This is a genomic window from Dialister sp., from assembly GCF_047832375.1.
Classification (GTDB): Bacteria; Bacillota; Negativicutes; order Veillonellales; family Dialisteraceae; genus Dialister.
In genome coordinates this window covers 448,355-462,283 of sequence record NZ_CP181256.1, presented here as the reverse complement: position 1 = coordinate 462,283, position 13,929 = coordinate 448,355, and the positions used below count along the sequence as shown (strand labels likewise).

Here is a 13,929-nt window from a genome sequence, read left to right as displayed (position 1 = left end):
CGGGCATGGCTAAGGCTTCCGCCTGGGCTTGAGGAAAGAAAATATATTCCCGGCGCTTCTATATTATGTACGCCGCTCCACCCTTCCCAATTTCTCATTTTTTCGCGCCACACTTTCAATCCTCGCCTAAGACCGCTACCTGATCAGATCAGCTGTTCCACAAAGGCCGCCAGTCTGGCGTGGGGGCCGGCCAGGGGGAGTTCCCTGTATTCTTCAGGGCTGTACCAGCCATATTCCCCTTCCGGGATATGGCTGGCTTCCATCCGGTAGGCTTTCATGTGCCATATGCGGTGAGTGAAGACGTGGCGGTACTGCCAGAGGCATTCTCCTGCCTTTCCGGACAGGGCGGTTTCCAGTACGGTCCTGGCTTTTTCCGCACTGCCGGAAAGAACCATGGGAAATTCCCACATAGACGCCAGCATGCCTTTGGAAGGCCGTTTATGGAGGAGCACTTTTCCCTCCCTTACTACAATGGCGCAGGCCGCTTCTTCCTCTTTCTGCGGCTTCTTCGGCGTCCTTTTGGGCAGTTCCTTTTCCTTCCCTTCATGGAAAGCACGGCACCGGGACAGGAGGGGGCACGATTCACAGCGGGGACTTTTAGGAATACAGATTTCTGCTCCCAGGTCCATGAGGGCCTCGTTGAAGTCACCGGCCCGGTCCGGAAGGGTTTCCTTCACCAGGGACTCGATGGTTTTCCGTCCCCTGCTCTTCAGGATATCCTCTTCCACCGCGTAAAGCCGAGCATAGACCCGAAGCACGTTTCCGTCAATGGCACCTTCCTTTTTTCCGTAGGCCATGGAAAGGATGGCTCCTGCCGTATAGCCGCCAATGCCGGGAAGAGAGAGGATTTCTTCTCTATTCTCCGGCAGGTGGCCGCCGTATTTCTCTTCCATTTCCCGGGCGGCACGATGGATATTGCGGGCCCTGGTATAGTAGCCCAGTCCCTGCCACTGGTGGAGCACATCGGCTTCGTCAGCCTTTGCCAGGTCATGGATGGTGGGAAAATGTTCCATCCAGCTTACGAAATAGGGCTTCACCGCTTCGGTCCTCGTCTGCTGCAGCATGATTTCAGAAATCCATACATGGTAGGGATTTCTGGGCTTATCTTCCCGCCAGGGAAGGTCCCTTTTATTCCTGTCAAACCAGGACAGAAGAATGGCTGGCCAATTTTTTCCCGGCAGTTCCTCTTTCGTCATGCTCACCGGTCACTCCATTTCCTGAAATTCATAATCGTACACAGTCTCCCCGTCTTCCGCAAAATAAATGGTGCCCCGGATCTTTTTCCTTGCCAGGATCATGGGCAGCCATACCCGGTCCGCCATCCACATATCACTGTAGGGGAAATCTTGCGGATCAAACCACCGGGGATCCATCTCGTCCGACAGACGGGGTTCTCCCGTCCAGTTTCTGGCAAAATAAACGATACCTGCATGGGACCAGGTGGGATCCGAGGGCTGGTGGAAATAGAGGTCCCCCACCATTTCCAGTTTCTCCGGTGCCATAAGAAGGCCGCATTCTTCCCGAAGTTCCCGGGCCGCACACTCCCGCATGGTCTCTCCGGCTTCGATTTTTCCACCGAAGCCGTTCCACTTTCCATAGCCCATGCCCCGCCGTTTCCGACCAAGAAGGATAGCCCCATCCCTGCGGACGGGATACACAAGGGAAGTATCTCTCATTTGTTTCCCGGCTTATATTCTTCAAAATAGAGTTCTTCAAACATCCGCTTTCCCGCAGCAGTCTTGTAGAGCCGGTGATAGAGGGCTTCGTTCTGCTTCCTCTGGGCCCCGTCCTCATACTGGTTCACCAGCATGTCCGCTTCCGCCAGAATCTGGGTGTCCGGGCCATCGATGCTGCCGTAGGAATGGTGATGGGCCACGAGCCAGCAGATCCGTTCCACATCATCCCTGTCAAATCCCAGTGTTTCCAGCATAGGCCGTGCTTCGTCCGGTCCCAGTTCCTGCTGGATCTGGCCGTCGTTCCTGCCGAAGCGCCTTTCCCCTTCGTGGATACCGATATCGTGGACGTAGGCCGCCGCTTCCAGACGGAAGAGGGTCTTCTCGTCCAGTCCTTCTTCCATGCCGATCTGACGGGCAAAGGCATGAACTTTCAGAAAATGGTGAATCCTCCGGGGATCCCCCTTGTCATAGGTAATCATGGCTTTGCATAAAGCGGTTAATTTATCCATAATGGTTGTCTCCTTTAATAAATATATGGTTAGGATCTGTGCATTATTAAGCTATTCATATGATGGCCTGATGACATAATTCCAATCAGGATGAAATTCATTTCTTAGCAGATTAATGCCAGCAAATTCCTTGTCAGAAACTTTAGTGCCTTTAGGGTAGACTGCGGTATCCGCTTTACACCGAACCACAAGCCCATTATCGGTAGTTGTTGAAGCGATCAGATTAACGATAATTTCAAGCGTTTCCAAAGGACGGCCTCGCCAGTTCTTTGTAATTTGGCTGAATAGTCGATGCTCTATTTTATTCCATTTGGATGTTCCGGGCGGGAAGTGGCAGACTTCGATTTCAAGGCCACTTTCATCAGCAAATTTTTGCAGCTCAAATTTCCAAAGCCGGCTATGGCTTCCATTGCTTCCACCACCATCTGCCGTAATTAACAGACGGGTTGCTTCAGGATATCGTGGTTTACCCATCTCATCCCACCAGGAGCGGATCGAATTCACTGCGAACTGCGCAGTATCTGAGCTTACTCCCACATTCACAAACCCTTCATTGGCTGCAATATCGTAAACGCCGTAAGGAGCAGCTTTTCCCTTGTCAGGAAGAGGAAAGTCATGCTCAAGAACGTTTACCGGATTTCCTTTTTTGGCATATTCGGCTCCGCTATTTTTGAAATTTCCAATGTTTTCCTTTTTCTTACAGTCTATGGAAATAACAGGAAACCCGTTTTCCATGTATTCTTCAGCAGTTTCGTTGATGTGCCGGAACTGTGCGTCCCTGTCTGGGTGCTGACTTCCAACCTGGTTCATTTTTTGATTGATTTGGAGGCTGTAACCCATATCTTTCAAGAGGTATCCGATTTTACGATATTTAATCTTATAACCACGGGCATTCATTTCCGCTTCGAGGTTACGCAGGCTCTTTGTCGTCCAACGCAAAGGTCCTTGGGGATCTCCAAAAGTGGAATTTTCCATAAGGCTTTCAAGTGCTTCTATAATTCCCGGCTGAGTAACCTCTATGGGCTTACGACCGCCGCCTTCCCTTCGGATACGAGGGGAAGGTGCATCTTGAGATAAATAGGGATGTTCAGAATTCAGATCTTTTATGCCATTCGTTATGGTTACCCGGGATACGCCAGTGGCTTTGCTGATAGCAGTAATTCCACCGTGGCCGAGTGCTTCGGCTTCAGAGGCCAGATATACTCGTTTCTGCGCCTCGTTAAGCAGTGGAAGCATCTTATTGATTTTATCTACAGGGACTTCTTTAACCATGCTGATTTCCTCCTTGGCATCAGCATAGCATTTTTTACACTTTTAATCAATTAAAATGTAAATATTGTTTGCGCACAATTCCTTAGTGTCACTCGCACGGGGCCTCTAGCTATTAGCTTTCAGGAAAACTGATTTGCCGCCGGCGGTATCCATCCGATACATCCGGTAATCATTTACGCCGTAGGCTGCAGAGCTTTCCTAGCTGCTAAAAGCCAGGAGCTAAAAGCCCCCGCACGATTGAACGATTACTAATCCACACAAGCCTTCTTTGATTCCATGTTCCTATTATAACGAAACTTTTCGAAAATAAAAATACCGCAGCCAAAGGGCTTGCGGTATTTTTTCATTCCATATGACTTATTTGGAAAGCTTCTGGGCTACAGCGGAAGTGACATCTACGCCGCCGTCTACGACAGCACCCTGTTCAAGGATGACATCCAGTCCCTTTTCCTGGCGAACCTGCTGGATTGCTTTCATGATATCGGAAAGGATGGGCTGCATGGTGGACTTTTCCTTCTGGTCCATTTCTTTCTGGAGTTCCGTAGCGATCTGCTGCTTTTCCTGGTCCGTCTTACCGGCAGAACGGCTCTTGAAAGTTTCTTCAGCCTTCTGGGCAGCTGCTCTCATATCGAGCTGTGCCTTCTGCATCTTCGGATGGGCTGCGAGAAGGGCATTGGAATTTACATAGCCGATTCCGGCTGCGGAAACGGAAAACATAGCGCCAAATGCGATCATACCAGCAGCTACTGCTGCTACTGCTTTATTCATCTTCATATGTTCCTCCTAACAAGGCTCTTAAATGAGAGAGTCTTAAGTAAGCATGTATTTATTCTAATCAAAGAAGAGGCAGGTGTCAATGGTAAACGGGGTAAATTTCTTGTAGCCATCGTTTCTCACAGGTTTTTAATGACCGACAGTCAATTGGGATTGACAGGGTTATGGACTTCGGTCTTGGGCTATGTACTGCGGACAAGGTCTGCCTGCGGCGTAGCTGCCAGGCCCACATCCGTATTTTCTTCCTTGAGCCCAGACGGCAGCCTTAGCCTTGACGAAATCACAGCCCTGTCCGAAGGACAGAGCTCCGGCCGCCGGCCGATGCCCGTCCTTATTCCCCTTTCGCCTCGATAGCCGCTGTTTCCGCCTCTTCTGCCATGGCTTCTTTTGCTTCCTTCAGGGCCGCTTCCCGGACTTCTTCTTTCTTTTCTTTCTTCTTTGTAAAGTGGGAAATCACTTCCGGCACCATGTTCAGCACCTTATCGATAGTTCCATTGCCGGAGGCGTTCTTGATGGAGAAGAGTTCCACCCGTTCCCCCTTCATGATGAGCACCGCCGTAGGGGTGACCTTACCGCCGCCGGCGCCGCCGGTGGCGGTGGTTCCATGGGCTCCGGTACCGAAGCCGAAGGAAATATCCACGAAGGGAACGATAGTGGCATCGCCCAGGTATATGGGCTGTCCCACCACGGACTCAGTGGTAATCATTTTCTTGAAATCATCAAAAATCTGTTTTCTTACTTCATCATCCATTGTCATTTCCCCCTTGTCTGAAATGCCAGAATTCTCTTGCCGGCTTGGATGCCGCAAGCCGTAATGCTATATAAAGGACATATAAAGGGATAATCCTCCCTCGAATATTTCCTTTTAATGTACATACTTTTTCAATATAGTCCCATTGGATAGATAGAGCTGCTCCCGGAAGAAGTGCATAGGCCAGGCCGCAGAGCATTCCGGTATCCATGGGGTCTCCCAGTCCCAGGGCCCCTTCCACATGGTACTGCCGGGGAAAACTGTGGGACAGGAGGCGGTTCACGGCAGAGAGGAGTTCCTCCGCCAGTCCATTCCCCAGGGCAAACCGGATCTGGCCCCAGAGGGATACTTCCTGTGAGGATTCCGGTTCCCCAGATGCCTGTTCCGGTCCTGCCGAACCTGTGGGATTTCCTTCGGCCGGAATTTCTTCTCCTGCCGATATTTCTTCCATGGCACCTGTCTCAATGGTTTCCGATTCTATGGGCGGTTCCTGTTCCGACTCCTCTCCCTCTTCTACTTTGTCGAAGGAAGCTGCTGTTTCTCCCTTTTCCTCTTCTCCTTCATGAAAGGCGACTCCCTTTTCTTTTCTCCAAAGGCCGAAGAAAAATCCAATTTTCAGGGTCGCCTTCCATTTTTCAAAACGGAGGGAATAGGTCACAGGAACCAGGAGAAAGAAGAGAATAAAGGCAGCCAGACCCCCCAGAATCTTCAGGACTATCATGGCGACCCATAAAGGCGGTACAGGCCATCAGCCGCCTCCTTGACCTCCTTCACAAGATAGGACGGAGCCGTCACCTTCACCAGGGGCGCATGTTTCAGTACCCAGGCTTTCATGGCAGAGGGCGGAATCACTACCTCCACCACCACCAGGTCCTGCCGGGCTGAAAGGATATGGGCCGATTTTCCGAAATCCTCCACTATATTCGTCATCAGGTGCCAGTCCGCTTCGAAAGTGCAGGATACCGGAGCCCCGCTGTACAGTTCCTCATGGGCGAAGAGATAGTCCGAAAGCTTTCCTCCCTGGTCCGGACTCCGGAGAGATTTCTGGGGCCGCAGGGGCTCATCCAAAAGGGATACGTCCGAGAGGAGGGACAGGGAGAAGGCAGAGATATCTTCCCTGTCATCGAGACTGCAGAGGAGCACATATTCCCCATCGGATGCGGTAATCTGGTAGGGACTGGCTTTGAAGAGGCGGTCTTCACCGGATACCGTATAATCATGGTGCCTCTTCCCATCCACCTCATAATGGTCATGGTAAAAGGAGACTTTCTTCTTTTCTGTGAGTGCCCGGGAAAGGACCGCCACTATTTCATCCACATCCGCCGGTTTCCGGAGGGATGGAAGATTTCGAACATTTTCCCTGCCATCTTCAAAGCTGTGGCTCTGGAGCCGTTTCAGCCTCTCCGAGAGCTGGCGGACCTGCTGGTAGGGAATATGGGAAAAATACAGAAGGTCAATGAGTACCTTTAAATCTTCCCGGGACAATTCGTGGTCCCAGTACCAGTCCAGGGAAAGGGAACTTTCCTTCCCGTTCACCACCCGGCTCACTTCCCTGCACATGACGGGAAGCCCCGCTTCCTTCAGGCGGGAAAGATTCCGTCCCACCGACTTCCGGCTCACCGTCATGCCGTACTTTTCTTCCATGTAGTCCAGTATTTCCTGCTGGGTCAGGGGATGCTCCTGATCCGATTCCCGGATAAGGACCTGTACAATCCGCATGATGGACATTTTGCGTCCTGTTTCACTGTGTTCTCCGGCCATCCCAATCACCGCCCTCTGATTCTGCGAATAGCTTCATCACTGATGAGAGAAGAAATCACGGTGAGAAAGCGGATAAAAGGAGAATGGGCTATGGACTGCAGGGCGCGGTGTACCAGGAAAGCCACGGCCGTGCCGCCCAGAAGATCGCTGGGATAGTGAACCCCTGCAAAAAGTCTGGAAAAGGCAAGAATCATGGCCATGAGGGTCATCAGCCTGGACCCCTTCATGTGCATGGATAGAAGCTCCATCACCACCACTGCACCGTTCATGGTATGGTTGCTGGGGAAAGACGCATTGGCCTTATGGCCTGTAAAGTTCCATATCCGGTAATCCCGGGTAAACGGCCGTTTTCTGAACCATATTTTACCAAGGGCAAATGAAATCAGAGACGCCACGCATACGCCCAGGAACGAAAGAATGCAGCAGCGCCGCCGCACCTCCCGATCCTTCCCCGGGGTAAACCAGAGAAACAGGCCGTAAATCACAAATGCCCAATGCCCGTAGCGGGCAATCAGATCCATCATCAGGTCAAAGGGCCGCACCCTGCCGGCCAGCCCATTGATTTTTCTTACTATGTCTAAATCCGGATTCATGAAAAAGCACCTCTTTCCGGGAGAAGCCGCCGCCTCTGCCGCTTTCCTATGTTTTTAATTTTATCATAATCCCCACTGTTTGACAAAAAGGGCAGGCCTCCGGGTAAGTATACATCAGAGGGAGGCGCCCAAATCAAAGGCTCCCCTGTGGAGGGCCATGTGGTGAAATCAGAATTCTTTCATGACCTGCTTTCCTTTGGATTTTCTATCCTTATTTTACAGGAATCCGGGAAATGGGCCTCACGCTGTGCATGATTCGCAAAAGGGACGGTGAAGACATGATTTGCATTTTTTCACAGCCCTTTCCGGTTTCAGTCTATTTTCCTTTTTCTATGAGAGTCACCGTTTCCACATGGCACGAGACAAGCACCTGAATGTCTAGATTCCATACACATTTCCGTCCGTTCGCGGGAACTGCTCTAAGCCGAAAATCGGCGCTTTTACAGGTGCTCTCCGTTTGTGGGAACTTGTCCACGTGCTTTTTCTACCTATAATACGGCGGGCAGGAGGGATGCCATCGTCTCGACCTGCTCTCCTCTGCCCAATCAGTTTATGATCAAGGTCTCAACCCAGTATGCCGTTAACTTGGTCGGTATCTTGGTCGCTTATCTTGGTCGGCCACCAATCAAGTTGCTCTCTTCTTGAACCGGTTCCGACATGACTCCAATGTACGGTTTTCTATTTGAATGTCCGGTTTTCTACCGTCGCAGATTCTCGGCTGGCATTCTGCCACTGGCTCCGCGACACCCATCGTTAAAAGATTCAAGCTGTACATGACATCTAATCCCGACACTCGCGCCGTATCTATTAAGGCCTCATCTTTGATATAATGCCGTATGTGCTTTTAGCCCGGAAACCGCGCTGTATCTGGGCTTTTCTGCGTTTCAGGGCATAGAGCGGGATCTCACTTCCGACTCTGTATTCGTATGCTGCTGCGGTTGCTGTTGCCAAAAACGACACCCCAATCTGCAATCGTTAAAAAGTATGGCTATCGTTGAAAGGTTTAATCAGCGTCACCATGCTTTCTCAAGTTGCGACGCGTCGTAGGAATCCACATGTTTTCCTTCATCAAGGGAGACCATTATCAGGTTCCCATTGATGTTAATTATCGTTCCTTCTTGGCCGCAATACTTCACTCGCACATGATCACCAACTCTGAAACTGGAGGACGACTTGGCTCCGTTTGAATCTCCAAGCACACCGAGAAAAGCAACCAGTCCTGATTTTTTCTTTCGTTTCTGCTTTTCGAGATTCTTGTTAATCCGGTTCAGTTTGTCCGCCAGCCGTCCGGCACTTTCCGCGAGGTCGTCGATCTGTTTCTGAAGAACACCTGGCTACCAGATAGCACCTTCATTCGGATCGTGCAGGTTGTAATGCTTAGCGATGTCCGTTATCACATCGTCCTGAATCTCGTTATTATTCAGTTCTTCCAGATTCTCCTGCGTACAAGGACCCGTCGCCGCTATCGCAAGAGCATTCAAAAGCTCCTCGTCACTGATAAATACAGCAAGCTCCACAACTTGAGCATAGGTGAAGGAAAGCGGTGCCTTCTCTGCCTTGCGAAGAAGGCGGCAGGCAAGAGCCTCATCTATGCATTGACAGCAATCTACAATCTCGGCCGTATCCGCATTTTGTAGGTCGGATATCTGTGAAAGTCTGGAAGAGACGGTGCTATCCGACCAGCCGAGATAACCGTCATAGAACGGTTCCCAAGTCATCATAAGCTTGCCGTCAGGCTCACCATCATTTCGCCGCCGATGTTCGTGATGGTAAACGTATCATTCATCATAAGCATTTCCCTCTCAATTTGGTATTTGAACGGGAACATGTAGCTCATTTTGCGTAAGTCCTGAAGGGTAAAGCTTCCTTTATCCTCGACGGTCATACCGGCACTTACCAGAAGTGCATTTACTTTATCGTCTCGCACTTCATGCTTTATGATAGTATAGCGACCCGGTTTCTCAGCTTTCAAAGCGCCTATCGCCTTCATTGTTGCGATGATCTTGTCGATGGAGTGGAACAATGTGGCGCGTTCACCCCATTCATCAAAAATCTTCTGCTTTAGTTGCTGGATCGTAAACTCCTCTTCAAATTCGGAGAGCTTACCAATGATCCTCGATACATCTACAAATATCGGATAATTGGCGAGGATAATACACCAGTGTGCTGCAAGCGAATTATCAGCATCCTTTTCGATAAGAGCCCGTGCCTGTGTACGTAGAGATTTCGTCTCCGGATTCTCGTAATACCACAAGTTCATTAGAATTTCTCTGGTTTTACGCAGGTTCGTAGGACTCTTGATTTCAAAGCTGAGGTATTCATTCAGCCTATCCTTATAATCTTGTTCTGGCAGATTCTCGGATAATAGCTCGACGGCCTTGTTAAGCCACGTCATCTTCAAATTTCTCGAAAGTCCGACCATCTTACCCATTGTTATCCACCGCCTTTATTTTAATAAATGGCACGATCACCTCGTCCACTGTTATGCCTCCGTGTGTCATCACCTTGTCACCTTTCGTATCAAAGGATTTCCCAATGTTGCAGATCAAGTAATCGTACTGCTTGTCAAGAAAATACTTCGGATACTCGATCATGTCATATTGTTCCTTCATTTTCTCTTTGTCTGCAAACTTCTCCAGAACCAACATACGATGGCTCTTTGTTTCTGTCTCGACGCCAAGCTTCATCAGTCTCCCCTGACCGACGCATGGAGTATTACCGTGATCAGCTGATATATAGATATCAAAGCCTTTACTGAGTAGTTTCCGGACAAGTGTCGCGAGCTTTCCGGTACTGGACAGGTATTCCACATCACGATACATGCCAGAGCGACCCTGCTGTTGACCATGAACCATATCATCTATGTCATTGATGATGATGCAACCACACCGAATCGTCGGCCCAAAGTCGGCATCGTATCCTCGATGATATTCAATCTGCTCTTTACGCAGGCCAAAGCTTATGGCGCAATCAGTGAATTCCTTACTCTCCTTGCTGGTACTCCACGGGCTCAAAAGCTGAAGTGGATATTTGCCTGAAACAAGGCTCTGCCGAGAAAGTGATGTGATCGTCGGAATCATGGCAAAAGCCGCAGATCGTTCGTACTTTATGTCTGCGAAGCTTTGCGACAATATGGTCCAGTCGAACTCCGACATTCCGTCCATGACAATGATCACGAACTTGTCGCTGTGATTATGCATGTAATCCATCGCGCCCTTGACGAGCACCGGCGTTTCCCGATCTGAAGTAATCTTTCCTGAAAGCTTGCCGAAGCCTTCAAGTATGAATTTCAAGAATGGTTCCTGTACGAACTCGGCATCCGCGTCGATCTCATAAGCTGCACAGAAGACATCAATATCGGATTTTGTCTCCGCGACCTTGATCCAATCTCTATAGCTTTGAGCCTTTTCTGCCAGAACAGAGACATCTTTGATACGCAGCTTCACATATTCGCGAACATTGTCTCTGCCGTATACAACATTGTCTATGAATTCTTCCGTCTTATCGTGTGTGCAGCAATCGTCATAGAGGCTTTTATACGCCATACAGAGAAGGTCGAAATTCAGATCAGCTTTTTCCCGAATGCACTGTGTCTGCAGACGCGGGAAGAGATTCATCAAAGAAATATGAAATATGTAAGAGCCACAAGCCTTCAGAATATCATATGGTATATAAACCTTTGGCGCTGCGAGAATCAGGTACTTATCCTGGCCGCCTTTGAACTCGTCTTCCCACTTAATTCTAAAGCTCAGGTCATCTTTGTAACGAATGATCTGGAAACCTCTGTGCTCAAACTCATCTGTATAGTGCGCCTGTTCTTCAAGGCCGTCCTCATCAATGAATAGCATGCGTGAAGTGTTGGAAGCATAAGTTTTTTCATATATATATTGCCCGAACATTATCACGCCTCCAATCTGACAAGTAGGCACAACTTAAATTCCGGATAGACCTCTTGTCCTTTTCTATATCGCTCCTCTACAGTTTCTTTTTCTTTTTCCAGTCGCTGCAGCCGGGATTTTCTGATGTTATCTATGCCCACATGCTCTGTCGCTTCTGTCCGCAGTTTCAGGGCATACATGTATTTGTCGTAGCTTTCCTTATTTCTTTTTAGCTGCTGATCCTTTAATTTAAGAAACGAATCATACGCAAATTCTGTGCTCAGCTTTTCGAGTCGCTGATACTCGTCTCCAGTTAAGTTCGGTACGGAATGGACAGAAAGTTGTGACGTTCCATCAAGGAACACATCCATAATCCGCTTCCCAGCCATTGGCCGCAGCACAAAATCCTTATTAACAAATACAGGGAGTATTCTCTGATCCATTTCTTCATCGGTTACAGACAGATCCCAAAGCATGAAGTAGCCTTCTTCGTTCGGGAAATCCTGAATCGAAACCGACAATATCGGGGAGAATCGATCCTGAATCACGTCTGCATTGAGATGCCGCGTAATACTTTCGTCATTGATACTGATATCCATAATGAGCCGCGGGTCCAATCCCTGCCATGCATCATAATAGGTGAGCATCTGGCGCAGAGCGGAATCCACATCAAAGTTCGATTCCTTCCCGACGAGCTTCGTCAGGTCTTTGTCTTCATGAAGCAGGCTCTTGTATTTCTGCGAGTTTTTCAGCTCCTGCCGCAGCTCAGATTCTACCGGATACAGATTCTCATCGGATTTTCTATGCGGCCTGCTGATCGAACGCATATAGACATCGGTAAAATCAACTTCTGCAACTTCGCTATCAAGGACATCAGAATACTTATCGACGCCCATTTCTTTGAGGATCACAGAGAGCTTTTCTTCCAGCACTTCCCGTACACGGTTTTCAATCGTATCTGTTACGATGAAATTGAAAATCTGCACATCTCGCGTTTGCCCGATACGATCTACACGACCGCAGCGCTGCTCGATTTTCATCGGATTCCACGGCAGATCGTAGTTGATGATGATATTCGAGAATTGTAAGTTCAGGCCTTCACCACCGGCATCGGTAGAAATAAAGACGTTCGTATTGTCGCGGAATTCCCGAAGTGCCTCGTTACGCTCCTCAATGCTCATTCGGCCATTCAGGATTGTCACAGAATATCCCATAGCCGTCAGCAATCGCTGGAGATATTCCTGCGTAGCAACAAATTCCGTAAAGATAATGATTTTCTGGTTTCTATCTGCGTTCAGGAGTGTGTCTATCGTGTTCTCCAGCGTTTCGACTTTTACATCCGGGTGCTGGAACTCTGCCTGCTTGGCGACTGCGATGATATTCTCCAGCTCGCTGATTTCTTCTTCCACGTCAAGAGACATTGCATGAAGGGCATCCTTGACGCCATCCTCAATATCAAGTTCGGCAAGATCCTCCTCAGTAAGAGAACCCAGTTTTGTATTCTGGGTTCTCAGGATTTCAAGCCGTCTTTCTAGGCTTTGACGGATTGCTGCTGTGCTGCTCGTCACCATGCGCTGCATGATGATAAGCAGGAAAATCAGGCACATATTTTTCTTGCGGTTCCGGAGTGCCTTGTTATAGGTCTTCGAAACGTAGGACGTGACCATCTCATAGAGATGTCTCTGATAGGTATGCCGTTCGTCCCAGGTCAGCTCGACCAGATGTGTTAAGCGGTTCTTAAACAGCAGATTTCCGTTATTGTCTATAGCCTCGCGCTTCTCTGTACGGATCAGGAACGGAGCAACCTGCTCCTTGACCACAGATTTTGCGTTCGGAAAGGCATCTTCGTCGAGTAGACGAACCAGACGCAGAAACGGCTCGGTTTTACCATTGTGTGGTGTTGCTGTCAAAAGAAGCAGATATGGACTTGCCTGTGAAAGTAAATACCCGAGCTTATATCGAGCCACTTCGCCGGAAGAACCAGCGACGCGATGTGCCTCATCGATGATGATCAGGTCCCAGCCGCTGTTAATGATGGAATAAATACGTTCTTGGTTATATTGTTCGACGCGCTCCTCTGTCCACCCGGCATGTTTTTCGAGAGGCTTGATGGAATCCATCGGCGAGATGACTTGATCGTACTGCCCATAGACATCATCGCTGTCCGTAAGCCTGCGAATCGTATCGTAATCCGACGGGAGAATCACCTGAAACTTCTCGTGGAATTTCTCCTGCATTTCCGCAGACCACTGCGTTACAAGACCAGTCGGGCAGACTACAAGCGTCCGCCTGACAAGTCCTCTTGCTTTCAGTTCCTTGATGACCATGCCAGCCTCGATCGTTTTCCCGAGGCCGACCTCATCCGCCAGAATATAGCGGATATTGTTCGTAGACATCACACGGTTCAAAACATGCAGCTGATGAGGCAGCGGAATGACACCACTGGCAAGAGAAGTCAGGAGTCCTCCCGCAGTTTCGTTTTTAATCTTTGACAGCAGCGAAACATAGCGCAGATAATTCTCGTCGTAAGTATTCGAGCCGGACGAATCGCTCAAGCTGTCCTCCATTACCTTGTAGACACGTCCTGTAGACGGGTCGAAGACACGATAGGATACATATCCCCACACTTCGAGGCGTTCAAGAACCTGTACACTTTTTCCCGTATTCCTGTCAAAGGCGAATTCACCTGCCTTCAGCATGCATTGCCACCTCCCA

The 13,929-nt window shown here is 49.2% G+C and carries 13 protein-coding genes; all 13 read right to left on the bottom strand.

Annotated features, from left to right (window positions below; translation table 11 throughout):
* Positions 1-143: 143 nt before the first annotated feature.
* Positions 144-1,196 (bottom strand): A/G-specific adenine glycosylase, encoded by a 1,053-nt coding sequence (gene mutY, locus ACFWUL_RS01915; RefSeq protein WP_416178103.1) that lies wholly within the window; start codon positions 1,194-1,196, stop codon positions 144-146.
* Between the two features lie 9 nt (positions 1,197-1,205).
* Positions 1,206-1,676 carry an 8-oxo-dGTP diphosphatase gene (locus ACFWUL_RS01910; RefSeq protein WP_416177647.1) on the bottom strand — a complete coding sequence of 157 codons (471 nt, stop codon included), beginning with the start codon at positions 1,674-1,676 and terminating at the stop codon, positions 1,206-1,208.
* Positions 1,673-2,185 carry an HD domain-containing protein gene (locus ACFWUL_RS01905; protein WP_416177646.1) on the bottom strand — a complete coding sequence of 171 codons (513 nt, stop codon included), beginning with the start codon at positions 2,183-2,185 and terminating at the stop codon, positions 1,673-1,675. The genes ACFWUL_RS01910 and ACFWUL_RS01905 overlap by 4 nt, the downstream gene beginning before the upstream one ends.
* A gap of 51 nt (positions 2,186-2,236) precedes the next feature.
* A complete protein-coding gene (locus tag ACFWUL_RS01900) occupies positions 2,237-3,457 on the bottom strand; it encodes an ISAzo13 family transposase (protein ID WP_416177645.1) in 1,221 nt (406 codons plus the stop codon).
* Positions 3,458-3,814: 357 nt separating this feature from the next.
* Positions 3,815-4,231, bottom strand: a complete 417-nt coding sequence (locus ACFWUL_RS01895) for an OmpH family outer membrane protein (RefSeq protein ID WP_297019777.1) — start codon at positions 4,229-4,231, stop codon at positions 3,815-3,817.
* Positions 4,232-4,562: 331 nt separating this feature from the next.
* Positions 4,563-4,982 carry a GerW family sporulation protein gene (locus ACFWUL_RS01890; RefSeq protein ID WP_297041474.1) on the bottom strand — a complete coding sequence of 140 codons (420 nt, stop codon included), beginning with the start codon at positions 4,980-4,982 and terminating at the stop codon, positions 4,563-4,565.
* On the bottom strand, positions 4,975-5,703 hold the full coding sequence (locus ACFWUL_RS01885) for a hypothetical protein (protein ID WP_416177644.1): 729 nt from the start codon (positions 5,701-5,703) through the stop codon (positions 4,975-4,977). Before ACFWUL_RS01885 ends, ACFWUL_RS01890 begins: the two co-directional genes overlap by 8 nt.
* Positions 5,700-6,710, bottom strand: coding sequence for a helix-turn-helix transcriptional regulator (locus ACFWUL_RS01880; RefSeq protein WP_297019785.1), 1,011 nt, complete (start codon positions 6,708-6,710; stop codon positions 5,700-5,702). Before ACFWUL_RS01880 ends, ACFWUL_RS01885 begins: the two co-directional genes overlap by 4 nt.
* 38 nt (positions 6,711-6,748) lie before the next feature.
* On the bottom strand, positions 6,749-7,336 hold the full coding sequence (locus tag ACFWUL_RS01875; protein WP_008859892.1) for a phosphatase PAP2 family protein: 588 nt from the start codon (positions 7,334-7,336) through the stop codon (positions 6,749-6,751).
* A 1,334-nt stretch (positions 7,337-8,670) separates the two neighbouring features.
* The gene (locus ACFWUL_RS01870; RefSeq protein ID WP_416177643.1) at positions 8,671-9,057 is read right to left on the bottom strand and encodes a hypothetical protein; all 387 of its coding nucleotides are present in this window, start codon (positions 9,055-9,057) and stop codon (positions 8,671-8,673) included.
* Positions 9,054-9,767 carry a hypothetical protein gene (locus tag ACFWUL_RS01865; RefSeq protein WP_416177642.1) on the bottom strand — a complete coding sequence of 238 codons (714 nt, stop codon included), beginning with the start codon at positions 9,765-9,767 and terminating at the stop codon, positions 9,054-9,056. The genes ACFWUL_RS01870 and ACFWUL_RS01865 overlap by 4 nt, the downstream gene beginning before the upstream one ends.
* Complete coding sequence (locus tag ACFWUL_RS01860; protein WP_416177641.1) at positions 9,760-11,235, bottom strand: hypothetical protein; 1,476 nt, start codon at positions 11,233-11,235, stop codon at positions 9,760-9,762. The genes ACFWUL_RS01865 and ACFWUL_RS01860 overlap by 8 nt, the downstream gene beginning before the upstream one ends.
* 2 nt (positions 11,236-11,237) lie before the next feature.
* Positions 11,238-13,913, bottom strand: a complete 2,676-nt coding sequence (locus ACFWUL_RS01855; RefSeq protein ID WP_416177640.1) for a DEAD/DEAH box helicase — start codon at positions 13,911-13,913, stop codon at positions 11,238-11,240.
* Positions 13,914-13,929 lie beyond the last annotated feature (16 nt).